Here is a 25,646-nt window from a genome sequence, read left to right as displayed (position 1 = left end):
AAAATATTTTCTTTCGGAAAGTAGAAAAAACAAGAAATTCTGCTTTCTTCTATGTTTTATATATCAGCTAATTACATATGAAAAAAGCAAAAACTATTTTAGCTATTATTACAATGTTATTTTTTAGTACCATTTTATGTGGCACTGCTACCCAAACAGTTAAAGCAGATGATTTGCCCGTAATTTGTTTGGGAACATCTTTGACTGAAACGCAAAAAAATGGCACCTTAAAAACACTTAGCGAGCCTCTAAAGGGAGCTAGCTATCAAACTATTACCATCACAGGTGCCGACTTAGTCAAATACCTTAACCCATCTGGTGCCAACTTTACTACTAATTCCGGTGTCTGGTCTAGTGCGATGATTGAAAAGACCGCTTCTGGTAACGGTATTAACGTCCACATCCTTGACTATCAAGGGCGTAACAATATTACCACAATCACATCTGATCAATACAAAAACGCTGCTTTAACTGCCGGTATTTCTGATGCTAACATTTATGTTACCAGCGCCGTTCCTATTGACGGTTCCGGCGCTTTAGCCGGTGTCTATGCCGCTTACAGCAAAACCGGAGAAAACTTAAATCAGAGCCAGGTTAATGCAGCCCAAGATGAAATAAACACACTCAGTAAAATTACTAAAGAAAATAAAGATAAAGACGGCTACAGCGATGCGCAACTAAACAATGCTGTCGCAGGTGCAAAGCAGGAAATGGGCAAAATCGGTAACAATATCTCAAACAGTCAGATTCACGACATTGTTAACAACCAAATTAATATCAATCATCTTGGCGACGTCATTAATAATAATCAGAAACAGCAAATAATCAACATCTTAATTGAAGTGCGTGATTCTGGTGCTTTAAAAAATCATAAATTTAGAGACCAGGCTGATGCTTTATCAAAAAATATTAAAAAGAATGCAAAAGACATTTTCGATAAAATAAATACCCCGGAAAACCGCAATTGGTTTGAACAAATTTGGCACAATATTACCTCATTTTTCAGTCATTTGTTTGGCGGTTTAATAGTCACTACATTTTAACTAATTACATTTGGTCCATAAACTTATTTAATGTATGGTCAACAAATTCGTTACCGCGATTATTGGCATGGCCTTTAGTCCATTCAAATTTAGTCTGAGAAAATTCAGCCAAGAGCTGATCCAGTTCCTGCCAGCATTCAAGATTTGCAATTGGGCCCTTAGAGCTTTTGGTCCAGCCACGCTTTTTCCAACCCTTAAGCCAGCCTTGGGTAATCGGATTTAGAACATATTGAGAATCGAGTACAAACAGTAGCGGCTGGTGGTTAAAGTTTAACTCAAGCAATTTTTTGAGAGCTTCAATTAATGCAGTTAATTCCATTTTATTATTAGTCGCACCAAACTCACCGTTTGAATCATAAGCAGACTTTTGTTGGCCATCTTCTTGCCATTCAATTAGATAAGCCCATGCGGCTTTATCCGTTGCACGCACATTGCCACCTTTAAAATTGCCGGTATTACGAGTGCCGCCATCTGTATAGATTGTGGCAAAAAAGCTGGACGGATTTGCTTTAGTTGTCCCGTTTAATGCTCTATTCTTTTTAGAAGAAGTTGCTGGAGCAGAAGGATTATTCTTGATTTTATGGCTTTCTCTTTGAATCTTGGCAATTGCCTCTTTTAATGAATCCTCGTCTTTTTGAAAGACCTGTTGAACCGTTTCGTGATCCCAATCCAAATATTCTGTAGCATCCGTTATCTTGCTAAAAGATTTAAACTCGGCCTCAGAATAACCATCAACCTGTTTGCGGGCTTCATCCCAAGTGCGATAAACGCCTGGCTTGCGGCCCTTTTTTACTGCATAAAATTTCATATGTTCCCCTTTCACTAATTTGTCTAGTCAATGCTAAAATAGATGTAGTTCTATTTTTAAGGTGGTATTATGTTCTTCAATACTAAAAAATACAAGGAAGAAGTGGAAAAAAACCACAAGCGGGATCTTGCACAGGAGCCAAGCAGGCTCAGTATGCTTTTTCTGGCTGCTTTGGCAACTTTTGCACCAACTCGTATTTTTTTGCGTTTACATAAAAAAAGAATTGAAGATGACGCCACCATTGAACCAAAAAAAGGTAACTTTGAACAAGTACCGATAATTTATTTTCATGGCTTTCGTGGCGGTGACTATACTACCAAGGTAATGATTCAACAAGCTTTGATAGATAAAGGAACTTCGAAGTATCTCAAAGTAACTACTGACTTACTGGGTAACTTCAAGTTGGAAGGTACCTGGACAGGTGATCGAAATCCCATTGTACAAGTTGTTTTTCGCCAGCGACTCGTTGGCGTTTATGCAATTGATTACTACTTGCGTTTTACGTTACCATTCTTAGCTCAAAGGTACCATTTTTCTCAATATTCGGCAATCGCACACTCTCTTGCCTGTCCCTGCATTGTACGCACAGAAATGCGCAAATCCCGTAAAAAGCAGTTCCCTCATTTGGTCAAATGTGCTTTTATCGCAGGTCCTTTTGACGGGGTAGTATACTTAGGAGATATTCCCAACGTTAATGCTTTCAATCAAAAGGGACGTCCAGCTGTAGTTAACTTGCACTACTTGTATCTTTTACTCAGACGCAAACGATTTAATCCCAATATTTCAGTGCTAAACATTTATGGCAATGTTTTAGACAACACCAACAGCGATAAATTTATTTCCGTGACTTCTGCTAAAAGCATCCGCTACATTTTAGCACCTTATGCCAAATCTTATCATGAAGTTGAGATTCGGGGTAAAAAATACGCAGAACACAGCTGGATGCATGATAATCCCTTTGTGATCGACATTATTGATAAATTTATTGGTCTTAAAAAGTAATTTGATTTTTGGAGGAAATAAGTGTGATTCTGCTCCGTGACATAGGACGCATCATCATTATTACTAATACTATATTAGCCTTTTATATCGTCTTTCACAGAAGACGGTCTGTCTCAACAACCTGGGCGTGGCTGATTATCTTGCTGGTTTTTCCAGTTTTAGGGATGATCATTTACGGCTTTTTCGGTCGGGGAATTTCGCAGGAAAATATTTTCGCTATTAACAAGCAACATCATATTGGGCTGCGAAATGTCCAAAAATCTATTACTGCTGCACCTAAAAAAATTAGTACATCTGATACCTCAAATAAAGCTAAAATGGTTATCCACTTTTTTGATCACGATGGTGAGTCACCATTAAGTAAAAATAACCATGTTAAACTTTATACCGATGGTGAAGTCATGTTTCACGACATGATGCGGGATATCAAAAAAGCTAAACAGTCTGTAAATGTTGAATTTTACACCTTTTATAATGATGAAATAGGCAATGATTTTCTCGACTTGCTTATTCAAAAGGCACAAGAAGGCGTATCTGTACGCTTACTATATGATGCCTGGGGTTCAATGGGAGCAACTAAAGCCTGGTTTGACCAATTAAGAAAAGCAGGCGGGGTTGTGCTGCCCTTTATTACCTCGCGCAACATGATTACGCGGTACCGGATTAACTACCACTTGCACCGCAAAATTGTTGTAGTTGACGGTAAAACATCTTGGACCGGCGGTTTTAATATTGGTGACCAATATCTCAGTCGCAAGAAAAAGTTTGGTTATTGGCGTGACAGTCAGGTGAGAATTGTCGGTTCAGCCTCTCTGCTCTTGCAAGAACGATTTGTCATGGATTGGAATGCTTCCATTCAAAAGGAAAACCAAGTAATCACATTTAATACTGTTCTTTTCCCTAATTTAGATGAAAATGAAATTCATCCCGGCGACGTAGCTACACAGATAATTTCAGATGGGCCCGATCGTTACAATGCTAATATGCGTAATGGTATTATGCGCCTAATGTCTTTAGCTAAAAAGAGACTCTGGATTCAGACACCCTATTTAATTCCTGACGACGCGATGTTTGCGACTTTGCAAACTATTGCTATGTCGGGAATTGATTTGCGAATTATGATTCCGTGCAAACCTGATCACCCTTTTATTTACCGCGCCACACAATGGTATGCCAATGAACTATCTCGTTATGGTATTAAAATTTATATTTATAATAAAGGTTTTATTCATGCTAAAACAATTGTGGTTGACGACACTTTTTCTACGGTTGGTTCAATGAATCAAGACTATCGCTCCTATGATCTTAACTTTGAAGATGTTGCCGTTTTTTATGATAAAAATTTTACCAGTGAAGTCGCACAGTCTTTTGAAGATGATATGAAAGATTCATCATTATTAACACCCGAGGATATAGCCAAACAAGGTCGCTGGCTCAAGATTTTGCAAAGTTTCTCACGGATGCTTTCACCAATTTTATAATTAACAAAAAGCCTTCCACAACGGAAGGCTTTTAAAATGCGCTATTATTTATTCCGCAAAGTGATAAACACTTTCAGCTGGGTAGCGAGTTGTTTTAATTAAAGAATCTGCAGTTTCCTTACTTTTTCCGATAGCAATTGCCATAACTGGCACATAAAGTTTAGGATCAAGATTAAAAGTTTGCGCAACTTTGGAAACATCATAACCAGCAATTGGGTTCGTGTCGTAACCATGATTACGAGCAACTAACATAAATTGCATTGCAGCTAAAGAACTATCAACTATTGCATCTGTTGCACGCATTTCATAGCTGCCATTTTCATACAATGGCAAAAAAGTACTTAAAATTTCATTCAATTTTTCTTTAGTGATTTGGCCCTCTTCATAATTCTTATTCCACATTTCATGATAGGACTTGTAAGCATCACTATAGCCAAATATTTGTACAACAGCAGAGCAGCTATCAATCTGAGGATAATTAAATTTCATCATATATTTTTTTACTTTAGCCAAGCTTTCTGGTGTATCAGCTACTTCAAAATGCCAAGCTTGTAAATCACAAGCTGATGGTGCTGTAATTGTTTCTTCAAACATTTCCTTAAATTCTGAACGCGGAATCTTGACACTCTTATCAAAATGGCGCACAGAATGACGATTTTGAACCACATCATTAAAATCGTTATTACGCATTTCGTCACACTTTCTTTATTAAATATATCTCTACTCGTTAATTTTACTACATCTTGTTACCGCTTTCACATATTATTTATAATTATTAGCAGTATAATAATATATAAATTATTACAGCTAAGAAAGGTCTATTAAAATGAAAAAACTAGTCAGAGATAAAATTCCAGAATTTGCTCATTATGCTACTTATCGCAAACTTGCTCCAGCAGAAATTGAACCAGCATTAAAGCAAAAACTAATTGAAGAAACTAACGAAGTTCTTGCCGCTAAAACCGAAACTAATTTAATTGAAGAGTTGGGTGACGTTTACGAAGTCATTTTAGCCTATCTCAAATTTAAAAACGTTGACCAGGATACTTTTTTAAATCAGGTCAATAAAAAACGCGCTCTTAAGGGCGGTTTTACTAAATATTTGGAAATGAACTGGGAAGAAAAATAATTCAAAAAAAGACACGCTTTTACGTGACTTAAAAAATATCCTGAATTTCAATATGAATATCATGATGAATGTGATTTTTGAGCGCCTCAACAATTTGCGCAACGCCATAGGAAAAGCGCAGGTAATATTGTCTGTTCTTTTGGGTTGTTAAAATACAGATTACCTGTTTTTTCTTTGGATTAGGTACTTTAATTAAAGTTACCATTGCAATTTCCGAATATGAAATCGTTCGGCGAAAGTAACCTGAAACTACGGCCCTTTTTGGTGCCAGACCTGTAAAGCCGTCAATTATACCGATCATCAAGAAAATCGCTAAAAATATACTTAAACCCGGGTCTCCCTTTTCAATTAATTGCCAGGTAAAACCGATCCAGATAAAAATCACGGCCCAAATAATTGAAGAGGAGCGATAATGTCCCTTTAAATCAATATTTGCCTGCCAGTACCAACTATAACAGGTGTAGCCTAAAAGTAAGACATCCAGAATTAGATAAAAAACTATCATATGACTCTCCTCAATTGTATTTTCATCTATTATAACAGACTCGCAGTCTTTAGAGCGGTTAATCAACATTAATGATATTTTACTTGCATTTTTATTAAAATTATGATTGAATTATTATCAAATTAAATGCAGTGAAAAAGACGAGTAAATAGCTTATCTCTTTAAGTGAATCGGTGACAGTGCAAAACCGTTAGACCCTGAGTTATTGAAAAACACTTTTAGCAGCACGCTGAAATTCATGTAAAAGTAGGTTGTGTCGTCTCCAGTACGTTACCACGCTGGTGAAGCATGTTAGTGCTTCATGAGTTGGCCCTTTAGGGCAATTGAGGTGGTACCGCGGAAAAAGCCTTTCGTCCTTGTTTTTATTAAAAACGGGATAAAGGGCTTTTTCTTTTCCTTAATTTATAGGAGGTCAAAACAATGACTTTAATTTTACCCGCAGGTTACCATCCTACTCTCACAATTCGTGATACAGAAGCAGCTATCGTGTTTATTCGAGAAGAATTCCAAAGAGTTCTAGCTAAAAAATTAAATCTGCAGCGAATGTCTGCCCCGCTTTTCGTTGAAAAGCATACAGGGCTTAACGATAACTTGAATGGAGTTGAACGTCCAGTTGCCTTTGATGCTAAGAATTTGCCTGCAGATGATACACTTGAAATCGTGCATTCCCTTGCTAAATGGAAAAGAATGGCACTAAAAAAATACGGCTTTAACATGCACGAAGGACTTTTCACTAACATGAACGCCATTCGCCGCGATGAAGATTTAGACAACTTCCACTCGCTCTACGTGGATCAGTGGGATTGGGAAAAAATCATTGCTAAAGAGGAAAGAACAGAGGAAACCCTGAAAAGCACCGTTACTAAAATTTTTGCAGCAATAAAGGAAATTGAAGCTGGCTGTGCTTTCCGCTATCCCGCTTCTACTTACCGTTTGCCAGAAAAGCTTTACTTTATCACCACGCAAGAACTAGAAGACCGCTGGCCGGATATTAGTCCTGAAGAAAGAGAAAACAAAATTGCCGAAGAAGAAAAGGCAGTCTTTATAATGAAAATCGGCGACAAACTGAAAAGAAGTGGTAAACCTCATGATGGTCGAGCACCAGATTATGATGACTGGCAACTAAATGGTGACCTGATCTTCTGGTATGAGCCCTTGAAACAAAAAATTGAAATTTCTTCAATGGGTATTCGCGTTAGTCCTGAAAGTCTCCACGAACAATTAAAGAAAGCTGACTGTCTGGACCGTGAAAAATTGGAATTTCACCGCATGCTGCTTGATGGAGAATTGCCTTATACCATCGGTGGTGGAATTGGTCAATCCCGCTTATGTATGCTTTTGCTTGGCAAAGCTCACATCGGTGAAGTTCAAGCTAGTGTTTGGCCTCATGATATGATTACCAAATGCGAAGAACATGACATTCAAATTTTATAATTAATAAAAACCATGCTAGCAATTTCTGCCAGCATGGTTTTTATTGCAATAACCCTAACTCACAGGCAAAATCTTGTAGTAAACTAACAGTAGAAAATCTAGTTTTAAGAAAGGCAAAATTATGATTGATTCTAACAAGATAACTGAATTAAAAAATGACATTGATCAGGCACACCATATTACTTTTCTGACAGGTGCTGGGGTATCAACTCATTCCGGTATTCCTGATTATCGCTCTAAAAACGGTATTTATGATGGCGTATCTGAAAGTCCGGAAACGATTTTAAGTGAAGAAACACTTTATCAGCGACCAGAATTCTTCTACAAATTTGTGATGGATAATATGTACTTCCCTAGCGCCAAGCCAAACGAAATCCACCAGAAAATTGCCGAAATCTGCAACGAAAAAGGTGATTTAATCACCCAAAATGTTGACGGCTTGGACACGAAAGCTGGCAATAAGCACGTAACCGAATTTCATGGCTGTCTCTATAATATCTACTGCACTAAATGTCATCAATCAGTTTCATACGCTGAATATGCGAAGTCCTACCGTCATAAAAATTGTGGCGGTATTATCAGACCAGGAATTGTTTTATACGGTGAAGCCATTAATGGTGACAGTTTGGCAAAGTCTGTGAACGCCATGCAAAATTCTGACTTAGTAATTATTTCAGGCACTAGTTTTGTGGTCTATCCCTTCGCCCAACTTTTATCTTACAGGCAAGCTGGCGCCAAAGTTTGGGCAATTAATAAAACAGCCATTCCCGCAGAAGGCATTTCTGCCATCATTGCGGATGCTCTAGATGTTTTTAAGCAGCTTTAAATTTTTAAGCAGGCTCTTTAAGCTATTCGCATTGCTTTTTTTACTGGAGCACCAGTTATTACTTGTTAAAATTTGACACAGTAATTAAAATTTATCTGAAAAAGAAAAGAGCCTTTAAATGACAATTTTTAAAATGTATGCTCCCTTTTTTAGTGGCAGCAACTGGATCCACGTGTTAACCAGTGGTAAAGATTGGCTCACCATCTTAACCCTGATTCTGATGGAATGCTTGCTTTCCGTTGACAATGCGGTTGTGTTAGCAGCCCAAACCAAGGTTCTGCCTGATAAAAAACAACAGGAAAAGTCATTGTTCTATGGCCTTTGGGGTGCATATATTTTTCGCTTTATAGTGATTGGCATTGGTACTTACTTAATCAATTTCTGGGAGATAAAATTAGCGGGCAGTCTGTATCTTTTCTATCTTTCCTTTAAGTTTTTCTACGACCAAAGGCATCCCCAAAAGGCTGCCACTAGCACAAAGATTGAAAGGGCAAAAATTACTAAGCATACCCCTAAAAAGGGCAAACATTTTTTGTCACTTTTCTGGCGGACCGTTATTTCAATTGAAGCAATGGATATCGTTTTTTCAATTGATTCAGTGCTAGCTGCCCTAGCGGTTTCCAGTAATCCGGTAGTAGTATTAATTGGCGGCATGATCGGTATCTTGTGTATGCGGGGCGTCGCTGAAATCATCATCAAATTGATGGATATTATTCCTGAATTGCAGCCAATGGCTTATATTTTAATCGGCATCATTGCTTTTAAACTATTGCTGTCATTGCCACCACTGAACTACGAATTACCTAATACGACCTTTGCATTAATCGTGTTCAGTATTCTAATTTTAACTATTGCTTTTCACTTTTTACGTGTTAAAAAGAGTAAACGCAAATTATAGTTTTTGATCAACGTATTCTTTGAGCACAACTGCCTGGTTGTGCTCTTTGTTTTTAGCGCCATAAAGAAAAAGAACATCTTGTTCAACCAGCTCAGCTTTAACTTTGGCAATAAAGGCAGCAGTCACAGGATTGTGGTCCAATTCATTTATGTATTTTTGCCGAAATTCAGAATATTTAGTATCATCATGATTGAACCACTTACGCAATTCGGTGCTGGGACCAATTTCTTTTGCCCATTCATCTATATTTGCATCTTTTTTACTTTTACCTCGTGGCCACAGACGGTCAACTAGAATGCGGTAGCCGAGCGGTTGCTCATGATCGTAAATGCGTACTAATTTTATCTTTGTCATGCTAATATCCCCTTTTAATTTAAGTTTACTACACGGAAGAAAAAAATGAATTACTCAACTTATTTTACTAATAAATCTACCGCCACTATTACTAAAGATTTAATTGGCAGACCCCTCACATACAATGACGGTGAACATATTATGGGTGGCTACATTGTAGAAGCGGAAGCATATTTAGGGGTCAAAGATCGCGCAGCTCATTCATACGGCGGTCATCGCAGCCCAGCTAATGAAGGTCTTTATCGCAAAGGCGGAACCATCTATATTTATGCTCAAAGACAATATTTCTTTTTTGATGTTGCAACGCAAGAATATAATGAGCCGCAAGGAGTTTTAATTAGAGCCATCGAGCCCGTCTGGGGCATAGAGCAGATGATTAAAAATCGCGGGGGTAAAGACGGTGTCCTTTTAACTAATGGCCCCGCGAAAATGATGCAGGCTTTTGGCATTCACAGTAAAAAATGGAATTTACATTTCTTAACTGACTCCCCTTTTAAAATTGATTTAGATGACAGTCACAAAAAGCTGGCTAAGGAAATTAAAACCAGTGCCAGAATTGGCGTTAGCCAATCTGAACTAGAATGGGCCAATAAAAAACTACGTTACTATGTAGCTGGCAACCCGTATGTTTCCAGAATGAAAAAGAAAGCTTACCAAAGTGGCAATGGCTGGCAGTAACAGTAGCTTTTCGAAGTCTTTTAAAATAGTAAAAGAAAATAAATGAGATAATTATAAAATATTTTTTAAATAAAATTATTGACAAGTTGCTTTTAATAGCCTATTATTTTTCTAAGTTAAATAATTTCCAATGCAATAGAGGTCGCGGTTATTACAAAACTGATCTGAGTGAGCGAACACTGTGAAGTTCAGGATAAGAATTACCGCCGAAATAAGAATATTGTTCGTTTCAATTTTCTTGTTGGGCTGCAAGAGAATATTTTGCAGACTGTCCTGGTTAGTCCCCAGGGAGCGCTATATGATTTGTTTTAAAAATAGATTATGAACCTCGTTGTTTTGATTAACAGCGAGGTTTTTGTTTACGCTTTTATTGTATTGGCTTTATTTGAAACATATTTTGTGGAGGTTTTCAAAATGAAGTCAAGATTTAAGTGGTTGGCTACCCTAGTTGCCTTATTCACTTGTTTGAGCATAGCAGCTAATTTTAGTCTTACTGAAGCTGCTGCTAAAAAAGATGAGGGCACATTAAAAGTAGCCATGGAAGCTAATTACCAGCCTTACAATTGGACACAAACAAATGATGCTAACGGTGCTGTACCTATTGAGGGTTCAAAAGAATTCGCCAATGGCTATGATGTTAAAATTGCCAAAATTATTGGGCAAAAATTGCATCGAAAAGTTGAAGTAGTTAAGACCGAATGGGATGGTTTGCTGCCTGCTCTAACCAGTGGCAAAGCCGATTTGATTATTGCCGGCATGAGCCCTACAGCTGAGCGTGAAAAAGCCATTAATTTCTCTCAGCCTTATAGAAACAGTACTTTTGTGGTAATTACCAAGATTAATAGCAGATACGCTAACGCTAAGAAACTAACCGACTTTAAGGGTGCAAAATTAACGGCGCAACAAGGTACTTTCCACTATGACCTGATCAAGCAGTTAAAGGGCGCTAAGCGTCAACCGGCTATGCGTGATTTTGCGGCAATGCGGCAAAGTTTAATCTCCGGTACTATTGATGGCTATGTTGCCGAGGACACTGAATCAACTTCCTTTAAGATGGTTGATCCTGACATTAAGTCAATTCCTGTCAGCAAAATGGCTGGTTTCCACGCCACAAAAGATGAGTCTGTCACTGCCATCGGAATCGCTAAGCCCAATAAAGCACTGCTTAAGAGTGTTAATCAGATATTAGCTACTATTCCTGAAGCAAAAAGAACTAAGCTAATGACTGAAGCTGTTAAGCAGCAGCCCAAAACTGATAATAACAAAAAAGGTAAAAAGACTAAGTCAGAACCGTGGTTAGTATCAATGTGGCGCCAATATGGCGGCATGATCTTAAATGGTATCGGCATGACGCTGCTTCTGGCCTCAGTTGGTACCATTGCAGGTTTCTTTATCGGTCTGGCAGTTGGTATCGTCAGAACCATTCCTACACCAACTACTACCGGTAAAAGATGGCTGCTCAAGTTTGTCAACTGGCTACTTTCAGTTTACATCGAAGTCTTCCGGGGCACGCCAATGATGGTGCAAGCAGCTGTGATTTACTATGGTATTGCCCAATTCTGGCACCTGAATATTGACAGAACTGTCGCCGCACTAATCATCGTTTCCATCAACACTGGAGCGTATTTAGCCGAAATTATTCGCGGAGGCATTATTTCTACACCCGAAGGTCAGTTTGAGGCAGCCAGTGCGCTAGGAATGACTCATAATCAAAGAATGTGGCACATTATTTTGCCACAAGCGATCAAGAACTGCCTTCCTTCAATTACTAACGAATTTATCGTTAATATCAAGGATACTTCAGTCCTGAGCATCATCTCCGTATCAGAGTTGTTCTTCGTTGGTTCAACTGTTGCTAGTCAGACATTCAAGTTCTTCCCAACTTACCTGACAATTTCTGCTATCTACCTCATCTTGACCTTTACCATCACGAGAATTTTCAACTTAATTGAAAAACACCTCCAAGGAAGTAAGAATTACAACTTAATGGCAAACCAAGTTCAAGTGGGCACACCTAAAGACATGGAGGCTAAGAACTAATGACTGAAACAAACGAAACTATTTTAAGTTTAAAGCACATCAAGAAAACATTCGGTGAACACCAAGTTTTAAAAGATATCTCTTTTGACATTAATAAAGGTGAAATTGCCACCATTATCGGTCCTTCAGGTGGTGGTAAATCAACTACTTTGCGTTGCATTAACCTGCTAGAAGAGCCTACTGCCGGCGAGGTTGATTTTCACGGTGAAAATGTTTTGGCACCAAACTATAATCGCAATATTTATCGGGCTAAAGTCGGCATGGTTTTCCAACAATTTGACTTGTTTGAAAATAAGAACGTTTTAGCTAATTGTATGGTCGGTCAAGAATTAGTATTGAAACGGTCAAAAGACGAGGCACGTAAAATTGCGCTTACCAATCTGAAAAAGGTGGGCATGGAGCAATACGTTAATGCTCGTCCCAGCCAGCTTTCAGGTGGCCAACAACAACGGGTTGCGATTGCCCGTGCTATCTGCATGGATCCTGAAATTCTGTTATTTGATGAGCCTACTAGTGCTTTGGATCCTGAGATGGTCGGAGAAGTTTTAAGCGTTATGAAGAACCTGGCTACTACAGGCTTAACGATGATTATCGTAACGCACGAAATGGCATTTGCGAAGGAGATTTCCGACCAAATGTTTTTCATCAGCGATGGAATAATTACTGAACAAGGTAAACCTGATCAATTATTCAATCATCCGCAAAATGAAAAAACCGTCAAGTTTTTGAGTAATTTTCAGAATAATTAATAAGGTCTAATTAAACATAAAAAACTGGTAAACTCACGCTGTTAATAACGTGATTTGCCAGTTTTTTAGTTTGCTTGTGACTCTAAAAGCCTAATAATTTCCTGATTAAATTTAGTTGGCTCCTCCCACTGCGGGAAATGACCGGAATGGTCAAACCAAATTATATTGCACGGACTAGTAATTTTAGCAGCATATTCTGCAGTCAATTGCGAGGACACATGGTGGTCATGCCTGCCCTCACAGAAAGTGATGGGAACGGCAAAATGCAGAACATTTTCAAAATTAACGTCCATTAATTCTTCCCAGAAATACTGAATTGATTGTTTCGAGCCCTGCAAGCGATGAATTAAGTCTTTAAAAGAATAATCTTTAGCAGATATAAACGGCCAAATTAATTTGCGGTAGTTTTTAGCGCCATAGATTGAGCCACCATAAGCCACAATCATTTTAGTTAATTTGAGGCTGGCCTTAGTTGGTTCATGGACAAAATCAAGTTGGTCAAGTTTGGCAGTATTTTTCATTTTTGTTCTTAAAAAAGCTTTTTGTAGAGCAATATTCTTTTTCATATTAACGACTTGACCAATTCCGATGTATTGCGTAACCAGGTCTGGATACTTTTGAATAAAATAGAGCCCTAAAACCGTGCCCCAAGAATGACCCATAATGATCAATTTATCTTGTTTTAACCGTTTTAATAAATAAAGCACAAACTGATGAATATCTGCCAAGATGGTGTCAATGGACAAGTCTTCTTCAGGTGAAAACTTGTAGTATGACAGTCCACTACCTCTTTGTTCCAGATTAACAAAAATAAAATGATCTTCTAGTTCGCTATTAAATTTTTTCGTTAAGGGAATGCAGGCATCCCCTGGACCACCATGCAAATATAAAATGATTGGTTTCCGGCCTTGCTTTGAACTAATTGAAAAATATAGTTTAGCGCCGTTAATTTCTACGTTTTCTATCACTGATGTACTCATTTTTTGGCCTATATTCATATAATCGATTGCTATTATGCATACACTGCTACTTTATTTAAGTATATTATTAATGCCGCTATTTTGTAAATTCCAAATTAAGTTTGACAAAAATTAGATTCTATTATTATATGTAGATAAATAGTCAACAAGCATTACGCTAGTAGAAAACCCTCTACTTTTACCTCACCATCGGAGAAAAACTCATGAAGAAAAATGGTTACAAAATTACTACCTACATTTTTGGATTCTTATTTATTATCACTTTAGGCTTTTTGCTCTATGATACTAGAAACCCGCCCACTGTATTTGGGGGTTTTACTAATAATGCAATGCCACTAAATCCTTCCAATCCTCATGTGGAAATTTCGTTTGGTTTGGACCCCGAATATGCTATAAATGTCGACGGACATCAATTTGAAAGAGGCACATATAAACGCATAAGTGACAGTGTGTTTAGCTTAAAAGCAAATAATGGTAAAGAGAATGGTGTCGCTTTTTTATCAAATAAAGGTTCATACTTGTTTCACTCTAAACTAAAGAAAAAGCTGATTAGTATTGAAAAGTTTTCGAATAAGCCAGAAATAAAGCCAGGGACTATCAAATAGTCTAACGTACTTTATGCTAGAAAAAATACCAAGCAGTATAGTTGCCTGGTACTCAAATCTTGTTAAATTTTATTCATTTTTACTTTCAGCTTGGTAAAATTTAGCCCGATTAATTAAATAGTCAAATAAAATCACACAGATTAGATTTAATACAATAATTAAGAATATCAATAATGGGTGATCTTCTTGTTCATCTGTCATATTCAACAAATATAAAGTTTCAAAACTAATAGGTGCACCTTGCAATGCCATAAAATAAAATAAATCATTTTCGACTTGCTTAGTAAATGTTTCTTCTTTTACTTCAAAGCAAGCCGTAGCAATTATTGTTATGATGAATGCACTAATTGACCATATTAAGTTATAATTCGGCTTATTGGAGAAAAAAGCCTCCATTTCAATTATACACAACCACAGTAAAGCAACTCTTGCTAATTTCATTTTCATCTCATTTCCCACAGCCTTTCTCTTCTAATTTATTTTAATCATTTTATCATATTTTATAGTATAAGTAAAATGTGATTTTATCAAAAATATTATTCTAATAATAATTAAGGGGTCTCAGCTGTATGAAAGAGATATTAAGTTATCCAATATCAAAGGCAGATATATGTTTAAAAAAACACGTTTTACGCTGCAAACAAAAACTATTTTTCTGGTTTTCTTTACCACCATTGTTTTTATTCTAACTGCTGGAACCATCACCTCATACAAAGTAGCGCAAAATCAAAAACAAATCATCAAAGAAGAAATTAATAGTGTGTCTAAAATTGTGGCCAATAATGAGCAGGTACAAATTGCTTTAAGAAAAAAAGTCAAACCCACAACATATAACCCGATCCAAAAATATGCCGAACAAGTTAAAAAAGAAACTAAAGTAGACTTTATTGTGGTACTTGACAATAATTACGTCCGCTATTCCCATCCTTCTGAGAATCATATCGGCAAAAAATTCAGTTCGCCTTCTGATGCTCAAAAATCAAGCTCTGGTAAGGCGCATTATTCTCACCGTATGGGTGTTTTGGGAACTGGCTACCGGATTTTCCGCCCAATTTTTGCACACAAGCAGCAAATCGGAATAGTTTGTGTTGGTCTCACTGACAAATCAATTAATAAAGTTATTCGAGTCGCCCAAAGATCAGTTGTAATTGGCTCTCTAGTTTCATTAATAATTGGCATACTGCTGGCTTTATTAATATCAAGACGCATTAAAAAAACGCTGTTTGATATGGAACCAAACGAAATTGCATTTAAGCTCACAGAATTATATGCTATTAATGACAGTATTGATGAAGCGCTTATTGTTGTAAATAATCACAAAATTTTAATTACAGCTAATTATTTGGCTAAAAAATCTTTCCCTTCCTTAATGGTGGGAAAAGCCCTGGATAAAAATCTAATTGATTTATTATTTGCAGACAGCCAACAATTACCTAAGACAAATGAACTTGTCTTGATCAATGCTAAAGAATATATTGTTTCGGTCAGCCAGCTGGTATACCATAAGCAGATTTTTGGTCAAGTAGCTCTACTGCAGGATCAGTCCAAATACCAGAAGTTATCCGAACAGCTTGCCGGCAGCCAACAATACATTCAGTCACTAAGGGCACAGTCACACGAATTTTTAAATAAATTGCAGGCAATTTACGGCATGATTGAATTAAAGCAGTATGATCAAGTTAATTCATTCATTGCAAAAATAAACCAAAATTACCAGCAAGAATTTGGTCAACTGAATAAACAGCTCGAATCCCCTGCGCTTGTTGGCTTTTTAACTGGAAAAATGAACCAGGCGCAAGAGCAAAGAGTCAACTTGGAAATTACGCCAGACTCCAATTTACCGCAAAAGGTTGTAACTGAGCAATTAAATTTAGACCTGATTAAAATACTGGGCAACCTCATTGATAATTCGCTTGCAGCAATTAAAGATAGCGGCAAAATCACCTTGGCAATTAATTTCGATAATGAAAGTTCAGTCTTAATTATTGAAGTTGCTGATACCGGTACTGGCATTGCGAGCGCAGTTAAAAAGCATTTATTTAAACAGAAGTATTCAACTAAGGGCAAGGATCACGGCTATGGACTTATTCTGGTACAGCAAATCATTAAATCCTATAGTGGCCATCTTGAAGTTTCATCTTGTAAACCTCATGGTAGCAATTTTTATATAGAATTGCCTTTGCAGGAAAAAAACGAAAAGGAATAAAATGTTAACAATTTTAATAGTTGAAGATGACCCGATGGTCAGCTCGATTAACAAACAATATTTAATGAGAATTATTAAGCCGGAAAACCTGACTGTTTATCAAACTGCTACTGCCAAAAAGGCACTAGCAATTACTAAAAAAATCAACCCTGATCTGATTCTGCTTGATGTTTACCTTCCTAAAACTTCTGGCACCGAATTACTGGAACAATTTATTCAGCATAATCTCCATCCCAATGTCATTATGCTTTCTGCCGCCAAAGACAGTACCAACATCAATATGGCTTTAAAATATGGTGTTTTGGACTACTTGCTCAAACCTTTTTCTTTTAAACGTTTTAAAGAGGCAATTGAACATTTTTTAAAATATAACGAAGTATTGCAAAAAAACAACACGGTGTCACAAGGTGAACTTGATCATATTTTTATTACCCAAGATATGAATAACTTAAATGATGAGACCGGGTTGCCTAAAGGGCTTTCAGATTTTTCCTTAACCAAAATTAAAACTGCTATTTCCCAACTTGCTGGTGAATTTTCCAATCAAGATGTAGCTCGACAATCAAAATTATCACGCATTACTACCAAAAAATATTTGGATTATTTGGAAAGAACGGGCAAGCTTTCAGCTAAAGTGCACTATTTAAAGGTTGGTCGACCAATTAAAATATATAAATTGAATAAATAAAAAAACAAGCTATTGTCGTAGCTTGTTTTTTTATTAGATAAACTTTAGTCAAGTTTCACATCATTATCAGTATGACCAGTCTCTAATACCTGGTGGAAGTTCTCATAACTGACGTTGATCATGTCTGTTAAAGCAGGACTGGTATATGAACCAATATGAGGTGTTAATAAAACCTTAGGATACAATTCTGTTAATTGTCTGGTTAAATCATTAGTGATATTGCCATTATAATTATGGCCTAAAACTTCTGCTTCATCAGGCAGAACATCGCTTGCAAAGCCGGCAATTTGACCGTCCTTAATCGCCTTAATTACAGCAGGATAATCTGCCAGTTGTGATCTGGCAGTATTGACCAGAACCGCATTGTTCTTCATTTTACCTAGAAAAGCTTCATCTATCAAATTATCATTTTGCCCTGGGAAATACGGTACATGAATTGAAACAATGTCTGATTGAGCTAGTAATTCGTCTTGACTTACAAACTTTACGTATTGTTTGGCAAAATCACTCGGATAAGGATCATAGCCCAAAACATTGGTCCCCATGCCATGATACAGTTGTGCTTCCGTAGCTCCAATTCTACCAGTACCAATGATACCTACTGTACTTGAATGAACTTCACCTGAAAAAGTGGCAGTCGAAACTGAAAAGTTTCCCTTATTAGTCAAGGTGGTAGCTAAGGCGGTATGTCTAAAGAGCATCATCCCTAAAGTCATAGCTAATTCAGCCACTGCGTATGGTGAATAAGCAGGAACGCGGGCAACTTTCATATCATATTTCTTAGCGGCCTTGAGATCAATATGGTTATATCCTACTGTTCTCGTGAAAACATATTTAATGCCCCACTCGTTGAATTTGGCCAGGTTGGTTGCATCACCTAAACAGTTGGCTCTGAGTAAAACTGCATCTGCTCCCTTAGCCGTTTCAACATTATCATGAGTTAACATGTCGGATTCCAGCTGCAATTCATAATTATATTTATTTAATTTTTTAAAATAATCAACTTCATTTTCGCGAACGCCATAGGCTACTATTTTAAACATTTAAAAATTCCCTCCTAATTAATGAAATATACCAATTTGACTGAGAACGCCCAGAAAAGCGATCCATATTGGCATGGCAATAACCGCCATAATTGTTGAAATAAATGATGCATCAGAAGATAATACCGGCTCACGGTCAAAACTGATTGCATAAGATGATGCAACAGCTGCAGTTGGTGTAGCCATCATGATAATAATTGTTCCTAATGCAATGTAGCTAACAGGTAAAATATTAGTTACACTCAAAATAACTAGGAGCAGTAAGTTCAAGATTGGCACTAATATAACCTTGTTAAAACTGTAGTACCATGAAGTCTTGTTAGCAGCAGCTTCTTTGAATGAAGTTGAGCCTAAAGTAGAACCGATTGATAACCAAGCAAGAGGTGAAGCCAGATTTGCTAAGTATTGCATTGGTTTATATAGCCAAATTGCGGTTTGGTCAATACGGTAAAACGCAACGTGCACTATCGGGGCATTGGCATTGATTACGCCGTTAACTGCTTGTTTAACAGCTACTTGAGGTACGTAATTTTGGCACAACCATAAAATCAGACCCAAGAATGTTGCAATTACGACTGGGTTAACAAACATCTTCTTTAAGTTGCTGGCCTTCATCTTGAGTCCGGACATCTTGATATACGCATATGAATATAAAAAGATTCGGTAACCAATGTTAAAGATAGAGCTGTACATGATACCCTTAGGACCGAAAACAGCCCCTACAATTGGAATACCAAAGAAAGTAGTTGAACCAAATGTGGTTAGTACTGCCAAAACATCTCTTTTATCTTTAGGGTATTTAACATAAGACAACGGGGTCAAGAATATCAAAATGATATAAATTACAATTCCCCAGATTAAAACATTCATCCCTTGTGATAAAGTTTCATTGCTAATTGGTTGCATGAATGAGTTAAAAGCCAATGCTGGTAACGCAACTGTCAAAACTATTTTGGACAATATTTTACCAAACTTTTCGGTAAAAATACCGCGTTTACGCAGGTAAAAGCCCAATAGAATAATGAAAATTGTTGACGTTATTGAACTGACAATCGCAACATTCGAAAAAGTTACTTTGATTGCTTGCGCAATATTCATTTTATTTCCTCCTATTAGTTATTCTTTTCACATTGATAATACTACTTATTTGTGAAATTAATAACTTTATCAAACTAAAGTAACCTTTTGTAACTTATGTAAATTAAAAAGCTGTGACTTTCACTTCTGCTGTTAATCCCAAAATTAGGACAAATTCGAATTCATAGCAAACAGGCAAACCATTCAAATTGTGGTTTGCCTGTCTTTAGTTGGCACTTGAATAGAAGTGCCACATTATAATCTAACTAATGAAACCAGACTTTAGGAACAATTTCAGGCTATTTATCGTGTTCTTTGTGCCATTCTTTAATCTGTTCCAGCCTCTTTTTAAAGCGGTCTTCATGACCTTGCGAGGTTGGCAGATAATATTCGTGTCCCTCTAAACTCGGTGGCATTGTTTTCATCGTCGTCAATTTATCTTTAGCATAATGCGCCAGCTGGTAACCTTTGCCATAGCCCAAATCTTTCATCAACTTAGTCGGGGCGTTGCGAATTTGCAAAGGCACTGGTTCATCTATCGTCTTCTTAACGTCTTCTTCAGCGGCTAATCTAGCTTTATAAACTGCATTTGACTTTGGCGCAAGTGACAGATAGATCACTGCTTCCGTCAAATGCACATCACATTCCGGCATTCCTATAAATTGACAAGCCTGAAAGACGTTGACCGCCACATTCAGTGCATTAGTATCTGCCAAGCCAATATCTTCACTGGCAAAGCGCACTAGTCTGCGTGCAATATAAAGCGGATCTTCTCCCCCTTCAAGCATCCGCGACAACCAATAGATTGCTGCATCTACATCGCTGTTACGCATTGATTTATGTAAAGCAGAAATAATATTGTAGTGTTCTTCCCCGTCTTTGTCATACAAGACTGACTTTTGCGTGATTAATTGTCCCAAATTGTCCATGGTCACAGCGATTGTATTACCATTTTTGTTGCCGTTTAAAACTGCCATCTCCAGCGTGTTTAAAGCCGTTCGGGCGTCACCGTTAGCAAATTTGGCAATGGCTTTAATCTCCTGCTCACTGATTTTAACGGTTAGCTTGCCAAAACCGTTAGGGTTGTGCAAAGCATTTTGCAATAGCTTGATAATATCTTTGACTTCAAGCGGTTTTAAGACAAAAACCTTGCAGCGTGAAAGCAGCGCCGAGTTAACTTCAAAGGAAGGATTTTCGGTCGTGGCGCCAATTAACGTGATACTGCCGCGTTCAACGTAAGGCAAAAAAGCATCTTGTTGTGCTTTATTAAAACGATGGATTTCATCTACAAATACCAGTGTTTTTTGCCCTACTTCATGTTCAGCTTCAGCCTGCTTCATAATTTTGCGGATTTTAGTAATGCTGCTGTCAACCGCACTAAAGTTGTAAAAGCTAGCTTGACTCTGCCGGGCAATTATTTCAGCCAAAGTCGTTTTACCGACTCCCGGTGGTCCCCAAAAAATCATTGAGGAAACCTGATCATTATCAATGATTTCCCGCAATATTTTTCCCGGTCCCAGTAGCTGCTCTTGTCCTACAAACTGAGCTAGGTTTTGGGGGCGTACACGGTTAGCCAAAGGTTCATTTTGTTCATTATTTGCAAATAAAGATTCTTGCTTCATCATGTCATCTTCTTTTTATTTACTTTCAGACATTTACTAACCTAATTATACAAGCATTTGTTAGCAAGCAAAAATAATCGAACGCTTGTTTGAGATAAATTTATTAACTAGTTTGCGGTACAATGATATAAGTAAAGAATTTGTATATTATGAGGTGAAGATATGAAATTTTTCAAGAAAGTTGGTATTGGCTTAGCCGCAACAGTGTTGACAATTAGTCCGCTGCTGCCAAGTCTAAATCATATTCAAACAGTGCAAGCTGCGCCAAAAGCACAAAAACTAGCTAAAAACAGAATTACTTTAGTCAATGACGCACCCGTATATAATCAATATGGTCAAAGACTTAAAGTAAGAAAAAACGGGAATTATTCTGTAATTGAACCAGACGTTAATGGTTTCTGCTATGTTTCTTCTTTTGATGTCGACTCCTTAGATTATTACGGCACAATAATGATTAATGGGCAAAAATACTATAAAATTGGTCAAGGAGAATATATTAATGACGGTGATGTTAATAACGTTAATGGTAAAAGCTCTAAGACTGGTAAGCTGGTTTTGAATCACAGATCTGCGATCTATACTAAAACAGGTAAACTAAAAGGCAAGACTCTACCAGTTAAATCAGTCGTTAACTATCAGGGCCAGGTTAAGCAAACCCAATCTAATCAAAAATATTATTTTGCAAAATTTAACGTTTCTGAGCAAAAGGCAACTTTTTATTACTTGCCGACAGCAACTGTTAATGGTAAAGACTGTTATGCAATAGGGAAAAATCGTTATATTAGAGCAAATAACGTTGATAGTATAGATGGGTATCCCCTTATGTACAATGGCGTTACCTATGCTACTGTTCTTAAAAAGACGACAACTCAAACTTTAACCAATGATTCTACTAAGCACGTTCTCAAAAAGGGTCAAAAAATTAAAGTTGATTTAGCGGTTCAACCTTGGGCAGAAGACTTTGAAGGCTATATTTATCGCCTGCACGATTATCCTAACGAATATGTTGGTCAAGGTTACATTAAATTAAGAAACTATTTGCCAACATCAAGTTACGATGAGCTTACATTCACCTATGTAAAGCCTAATACGACGACAAATACTAAATTCTATAATTTTGACGGCACTACAACAGACATCAGTTACAGGAATCGTAATCAAAGCCCCTTGACCGTTGATGGTCTTTATTACTTATGGGTACCTAGTGAAAAGAAAGCAGAATTGTTTTACCACTTTTTAACCTACAGAACAGACAGAAGCTATTTCGTTAATAACGACGGCACTGATCTTAAAAAACCAGAGCTTGACAAAAACAATAAACTAATTGAATCGACAGAAGATAAGATTCGCTATACTAACAGTTTTGTCAAAGCTAGTGATGTTACTTTTGCCGGTGGAATTAAACTTACCCCTCTCAATACTGCCAAAGACGCTGAAAGCGAGCAGAAAGTAGCAACAGATAAGGATAAGCAAGAATTGCAAAGAAAATTTGAGGAAAATAAGAATAACAAGAATGTTAAGTGTGAGCAACAAACTGCAGTAAGTAATTATAATAATGCTTTGATGATTGCTTCTTCTATTTTACAATCTCCAAAAGCCACGATTGCACAAGTAAAACAGGCAATTTGGCTACTTGACACAACCAAAATTCAATTAAGTACTTTAAACTTTGCCGAATGGAGTTAAATTAAAAAATAGAGTTAGTCCACTTTTATGGTGGATTAGCTCTATTTTTATTGCTTAATTTGAAAATTAGTTTACCCTTGCCAAAATATTGTAAACCAGACAAAAGTTCTAACAATTTATATAATAAAACAATTTTAAGCAGCAGTTTAGGGTACAATGATATTAACATAAGTAATTTTTTGCGAGGTCATAAAATGAAATTTTTCAAGAAAGTTGGCATTGGCTTAACAGCCTTGGCTATAACTACTAGTCTATTTTTGCCATATAACGCTAACCCCCAAACAGTAGAAGCAGCTCAGAAAGCCAAAGGAAAAGTCACACTGCTTGAGAGTGATTATGTTTACAACCCGTCAGGCCATAAAATAAAATTGAAGCAAAATCAGAGTACACATAGCTATAATATTCCTAACGGCTTTAGCTCTGATCCCAAGGGCTATTTGACTACAGAAATGATAGTTTATGATGATGACAGTAGAACCAGCTATCCCTACTATGGCACTAAAAAAATTAACGGACAAAAATTTTACCACTTGGGGCATAACTATTACATTAATAGTGCTAATGTTTTAAAAGTCAATGGGCGCAATATCACACAAGGTAAATTGACTATCAAACACGATGCACTGATTTACACCAAGACTGGCAAAACAACGGGAAAGAAACTAAGAACTAATACAGTAGTTAAGTACCAAGGAAAAGCTAAGACTGCTACTAAAACACCCAAATATTTTTACTATCTTAAAGATATAGATAGATACTTCAAACCCCGCTACATACCTACTCATAAAATCAAAGGGAAATATTATTATTCTTTAGGACATAATCGTTACATTAAAGCAGCCAACGTCGGCTACATTAATGGCCACATTGCTCGCTACAACGGCACTGTAAATGCCACAGTCACTAAAAAAACTTATACTACAACAATAAATTTTTCTGCCGCAAAGCGGAAACTCAAAAAAGGACAAAAGATTAAACTTGATTTAACTGTTATTCCTTATGAAAGTGATGGCTTCGAGGGTTATATATACAGATTACATGATTACCCGGATGAATATGTTGATGAGGACAATGTTAAGCTGAAAAGGAATCTGCCTATCATTGATTATCGCGACTTAGTTTATACTTACGTTACGCCAGTGACAAACAACAGCGCTGAACTTTATGACACAGCTGGCAAGACAATTGGTAAACGTATTATAAAGCCGCAATACAGTAATCTGACAGTTGATGGCTTAATGTACCTCTGGGTACCTGAGGAAAATAAGGTGGAACTGTTTTATCATTGTTTAAATTACAGTGACGCCAGTGTGATTGATGCCAACCAACCAAACCCGGTGCCAAATTCAGAGCCAACTTACCCTGCAAAAAAGCAAGCACTAATTTATGGCAATAACTTCATTAAGGTAAACGCTGTGAAATACGTTAGCGGGTTAAGGCTTAAGGCCCTGAATACAATTGAGCAGGCTGAAAATGGGCAAAAGATTGCGACAGGAGCTGACAAACAGGAACTGCTCACACTTTTTAATGAAGGAAAAGATCTAGCACAAAATAGCGCTTATCATGATCTTATGTCTAATTATGATTGTGCCTTAAGAAACGCTTCTGCTATGTTAAGGTCTGATAAGGCAACTGTCACGCAGGTAGATGAAGCTGTCTGGTATGTTAAAACCGCTAAAGAGCAGCTGACAACTATGTCTACTCCTCCCGGTGATTAAATGGCTACTGGTCAGAGCAATATTAGTTTTACTAAAATAGTCCAAGCAAATATAATAGACAATATGTAGAGCATGGCAAAAATGAGACTATCAGTTTAATGCTGGTTCATTAGCTACTAATTATTAAAAAACAGCTATCAACTGATAAAAAGTTGTGACAAGCCTAGCGATAAAGGATATTGAAATCAAATTTAAAGGAGTAAATCAAAGTGAAATTACATAAAAATATTATTGTTGCAGCTGTTGCGGGTATTACCGTTTTAGCGCCAATTATTAGTCAAACTTCAGCTGTTTTAGCAGATGTGGCTGCAACTAACGAAACAAATACAAATACTAATACCAACACTAATACAAATAATCCAGACACAAGTGCAACAGATAAAACTGAAACTCCTGTAGCTGAACCAATTTCGCAACCTATCCAAGATACCCACGTATTAATATCAGAAATATCTTGCCCTGTAGCTGAACCAATTTCGCAACCTATCCAAGATAATGATCCCGAACCAAAGACCAATATCCACAAAACTAAGAAAACTTGGTCAAAACGCCACCAAAAAGCAAATAATTATTTCAATAAGAACGTCAAGAAGGGGCAGAAGCTAACGAATAAGACTAAAAAATTAGCCCTTTACAAGAAGATCTTGAAGCATTTTAAAAATTATAAGACTAAGTATGCCAAGACTTTCAAGAAATATCTTAATGCAGAAATTAAATGGTTAAACAGACAGATTAAATTGGAAAATGTTCCTACTACTAAACCATCGGGTGATCTGAAGCCACAACCAGTAAATCCTCCTAAGAAAAATAAGGTTAAGAAACATGAAGACTGGAGTGATATTATAGTATATGGGAATTATTTAAACGATTATAAATATTATAAGAAACATCCTAAAGTAAATACACCATTAATGGAAAAAGATATTAATGCTTTAAAGAAACGGGGATACAAGTTTAATGCCGACTTATCTGATAAAGGTTATGAGGCACATAACAAGAAACTGGCAAAACGTGACGATAAACTTATTGATGAAGGTAAATTAAAATAATTTTCTATTTCTTCACTAATAAAAC

General features: G+C 36.9%; 25 protein-coding genes, 1 riboswitch and 1 other annotated feature. Of the genes, 16 read left to right on the top strand and 9 right to left on the bottom strand.

What is annotated here, in order from left to right:
- Window positions 1-77: 77 nt before the first annotated feature.
- On the top strand, window positions 78-1,043 hold the full coding sequence (locus GYV61_RS03390) for a DUF1002 domain-containing protein (protein WP_174794787.1): 966 nt from the start codon (window positions 78-80) through the stop codon (window positions 1,041-1,043).
- A 4-nt stretch (window positions 1,044-1,047) separates the two neighbouring features.
- Here the strand turns inward: GYV61_RS03390 and GYV61_RS03385 are convergent, their stop codons facing one another.
- Entirely contained in the window at window positions 1,048-1,851 is an 804-nt protein-coding gene (locus tag GYV61_RS03385) for a ribonuclease H family protein (protein WP_174794786.1), read from the bottom strand.
- A 69-nt stretch (window positions 1,852-1,920) separates the two neighbouring features.
- Here GYV61_RS03385 and GYV61_RS03380 point away from each other — a divergent pair, with 69 nt between their 5' ends.
- Entirely contained in the window at window positions 1,921-2,853 is a 933-nt protein-coding gene (locus GYV61_RS03380; RefSeq protein ID WP_174794785.1) for an alpha/beta hydrolase, read from the top strand.
- A 17-nt stretch (window positions 2,854-2,870) separates the two neighbouring features.
- A complete protein-coding gene (gene cls / locus GYV61_RS03375) occupies window positions 2,871-4,334 on the top strand; it encodes a cardiolipin synthase (RefSeq protein ID WP_420870802.1) in 1,464 nt (487 codons plus the stop codon).
- A 48-nt stretch (window positions 4,335-4,382) separates the two neighbouring features.
- Here the strand turns inward: cls and GYV61_RS03370 are convergent, their stop codons facing one another.
- Entirely contained in the window at window positions 4,383-5,024 is a 642-nt protein-coding gene (locus tag GYV61_RS03370; RefSeq protein WP_174794783.1) for a nitroreductase family protein, read from the bottom strand.
- Window positions 5,025-5,160: 136 nt separating this feature from the next.
- Here GYV61_RS03370 and GYV61_RS03365 point away from each other — a divergent pair, with 136 nt between their 5' ends.
- A complete protein-coding gene (locus tag GYV61_RS03365) occupies window positions 5,161-5,463 on the top strand; it encodes a nucleoside triphosphate pyrophosphohydrolase (RefSeq protein WP_046324154.1) in 303 nt (100 codons plus the stop codon).
- A gap of 28 nt (window positions 5,464-5,491) precedes the next feature.
- Here the strand turns inward: GYV61_RS03365 and GYV61_RS03360 are convergent, their stop codons facing one another.
- Window positions 5,492-5,968: a hypothetical protein gene (locus tag GYV61_RS03360; RefSeq protein ID WP_174794782.1), complete on the bottom strand. Its 477-nt coding sequence runs from the start codon at window positions 5,966-5,968 to the stop codon at window positions 5,492-5,494.
- A gap of 122 nt (window positions 5,969-6,090) precedes the next feature.
- Window positions 6,091-6,329, top strand: a binding site (T-box leader).
- Between the two features lie 59 nt (window positions 6,330-6,388).
- Between GYV61_RS03360 and asnA the strand changes: the two genes are divergently transcribed.
- The 3 genes from asnA to GYV61_RS03345 all read left to right on the top strand — a co-directional run bounded on the left by asnA (window position 6,389) and on the right by GYV61_RS03345 (window position 9,126).
- Entirely contained in the window at window positions 6,389-7,402 is a 1,014-nt protein-coding gene (asnA, locus tag GYV61_RS03355; RefSeq protein ID WP_174794781.1) for an aspartate--ammonia ligase, read from the top strand.
- Window positions 7,403-7,523: 121 nt separating this feature from the next.
- The gene (locus tag GYV61_RS03350; protein WP_174794780.1) at window positions 7,524-8,228 is read left to right on the top strand and encodes an NAD-dependent protein deacylase; all 705 of its coding nucleotides are present in this window, start codon (window positions 7,524-7,526) and stop codon (window positions 8,226-8,228) included.
- A 118-nt stretch (window positions 8,229-8,346) separates the two neighbouring features.
- Window positions 8,347-9,126, top strand: a complete 780-nt coding sequence (locus GYV61_RS03345; protein WP_174794779.1) for a TerC family protein — start codon at window positions 8,347-8,349, stop codon at window positions 9,124-9,126.
- Here the strand turns inward: GYV61_RS03345 and GYV61_RS03340 are convergent.
- Window positions 9,121-9,480 (bottom strand): DUF488 domain-containing protein, encoded by a 360-nt coding sequence (locus tag GYV61_RS03340; protein ID WP_174794778.1) that lies wholly within the window; start codon window positions 9,478-9,480, stop codon window positions 9,121-9,123. The genes GYV61_RS03345 and GYV61_RS03340 overlap by 6 nt on opposite strands.
- Window positions 9,481-9,525: 45 nt before the next feature.
- Between GYV61_RS03340 and GYV61_RS03335 the strand changes: the two genes are divergently transcribed.
- The 3 genes from GYV61_RS03335 to GYV61_RS03325 all read left to right on the top strand — a co-directional run bounded on the left by GYV61_RS03335 (window position 9,526) and on the right by GYV61_RS03325 (window position 12,947).
- The gene (locus GYV61_RS03335) at window positions 9,526-10,158 is read left to right on the top strand and encodes a DNA-3-methyladenine glycosylase (protein WP_110445453.1); all 633 of its coding nucleotides are present in this window, start codon (window positions 9,526-9,528) and stop codon (window positions 10,156-10,158) included.
- A 128-nt stretch (window positions 10,159-10,286) separates the two neighbouring features.
- Window positions 10,287-10,463: riboswitch (Lysine riboswitch) on the top strand.
- A gap of 109 nt (window positions 10,464-10,572) precedes the next feature.
- Window positions 10,573-12,198 (top strand): ABC transporter substrate-binding protein/permease, encoded by a 1,626-nt coding sequence (locus GYV61_RS03330; protein ID WP_174794777.1) that lies wholly within the window; start codon window positions 10,573-10,575, stop codon window positions 12,196-12,198.
- Window positions 12,198-12,947 carry an amino acid ABC transporter ATP-binding protein gene (locus GYV61_RS03325; protein WP_174794776.1) on the top strand — a complete coding sequence of 250 codons (750 nt, stop codon included), beginning with the start codon at window positions 12,198-12,200 and terminating at the stop codon, window positions 12,945-12,947. The genes GYV61_RS03330 and GYV61_RS03325 overlap by 1 nt, the downstream gene beginning before the upstream one ends.
- Before the next feature lie 65 nt (window positions 12,948-13,012).
- On the opposite strand, the gene GYV61_RS03320 is transcribed toward GYV61_RS03325, so the two are convergent.
- The gene (locus tag GYV61_RS03320; protein ID WP_174794775.1) at window positions 13,013-13,915 is read right to left on the bottom strand and encodes an alpha/beta fold hydrolase; all 903 of its coding nucleotides are present in this window, start codon (window positions 13,913-13,915) and stop codon (window positions 13,013-13,015) included.
- 215 nt (window positions 13,916-14,130) lie between these two features.
- On the opposite strand from GYV61_RS03320, the gene GYV61_RS03315 reads away from it, so the two are divergent.
- A complete protein-coding gene (locus GYV61_RS03315; RefSeq protein WP_122025529.1) occupies window positions 14,131-14,532 on the top strand; it encodes a hypothetical protein in 402 nt (133 codons plus the stop codon).
- A 69-nt stretch (window positions 14,533-14,601) separates the two neighbouring features.
- On the opposite strand, the gene GYV61_RS03310 is transcribed toward GYV61_RS03315, so the two are convergent.
- The gene (locus GYV61_RS03310) at window positions 14,602-14,973 is read right to left on the bottom strand and encodes a hypothetical protein (RefSeq protein WP_174794774.1); all 372 of its coding nucleotides are present in this window, start codon (window positions 14,971-14,973) and stop codon (window positions 14,602-14,604) included.
- Between the two features lie 169 nt (window positions 14,974-15,142).
- Between GYV61_RS03310 and GYV61_RS03305 the strand changes: the two genes are divergently transcribed.
- Complete coding sequence (locus GYV61_RS03305) at window positions 15,143-16,738, top strand: ATP-binding protein (protein WP_174794773.1); 1,596 nt, start codon at window positions 15,143-15,145, stop codon at window positions 16,736-16,738.
- A gap of 1 nt (window position 16,739) precedes the next feature.
- Window positions 16,740-17,426, top strand: a complete 687-nt coding sequence (locus GYV61_RS03300; protein WP_122037155.1) for a response regulator — start codon at window positions 16,740-16,742, stop codon at window positions 17,424-17,426.
- Between the two features lie 44 nt (window positions 17,427-17,470).
- Here the strand turns inward: GYV61_RS03300 and GYV61_RS03295 are convergent, their stop codons facing one another.
- The 3 genes from GYV61_RS03295 to GYV61_RS03285 all read right to left on the bottom strand — a co-directional run bounded on the left by GYV61_RS03295 (window position 17,471) and on the right by GYV61_RS03285 (window position 21,168).
- Window positions 17,471-18,469: an NAD(P)-dependent oxidoreductase gene (locus tag GYV61_RS03295; RefSeq protein ID WP_174794772.1), complete on the bottom strand. Its 999-nt coding sequence runs from the start codon at window positions 18,467-18,469 to the stop codon at window positions 17,471-17,473.
- A gap of 18 nt (window positions 18,470-18,487) precedes the next feature.
- Entirely contained in the window at window positions 18,488-19,567 is a 1,080-nt protein-coding gene (locus GYV61_RS03290; RefSeq protein ID WP_122025520.1) for an AEC family transporter, read from the bottom strand.
- Between the two features lie 278 nt (window positions 19,568-19,845).
- The gene (locus tag GYV61_RS03285) at window positions 19,846-21,168 is read right to left on the bottom strand and encodes a replication-associated recombination protein A (RefSeq protein ID WP_174794938.1); all 1,323 of its coding nucleotides are present in this window, start codon (window positions 21,166-21,168) and stop codon (window positions 19,846-19,848) included.
- Between the two features lie 162 nt (window positions 21,169-21,330).
- On the opposite strand from GYV61_RS03285, the gene GYV61_RS03280 reads away from it, so the two are divergent.
- From GYV61_RS03280 to GYV61_RS03270, 3 genes are all read left to right on the top strand, one after another.
- Window positions 21,331-22,854: an SLAP domain-containing protein gene (locus tag GYV61_RS03280; protein ID WP_174794771.1), complete on the top strand. Its 1,524-nt coding sequence runs from the start codon at window positions 21,331-21,333 to the stop codon at window positions 22,852-22,854.
- Window positions 22,855-23,048: 194 nt separating this feature from the next.
- The gene (locus tag GYV61_RS03275) at window positions 23,049-24,572 is read left to right on the top strand and encodes an SLAP domain-containing protein (RefSeq protein WP_174794770.1); all 1,524 of its coding nucleotides are present in this window, start codon (window positions 23,049-23,051) and stop codon (window positions 24,570-24,572) included.
- 209 nt (window positions 24,573-24,781) lie between these two features.
- The gene (locus tag GYV61_RS03270; protein WP_174794769.1) at window positions 24,782-25,621 is read left to right on the top strand and encodes a hypothetical protein; all 840 of its coding nucleotides are present in this window, start codon (window positions 24,782-24,784) and stop codon (window positions 25,619-25,621) included.
- Window positions 25,622-25,646: the final 25 nt, after the last annotated feature.

It is taken from the genome of Lactobacillus melliventris (genome assembly GCF_013346935.1).
Lineage (GTDB): Bacteria > Bacillota > Bacilli > Lactobacillales > Lactobacillaceae > Lactobacillus.
Note: the sequence above shows the minus strand (reverse complement) of the source record. Positions and strands in the feature narration are given on the sequence as shown.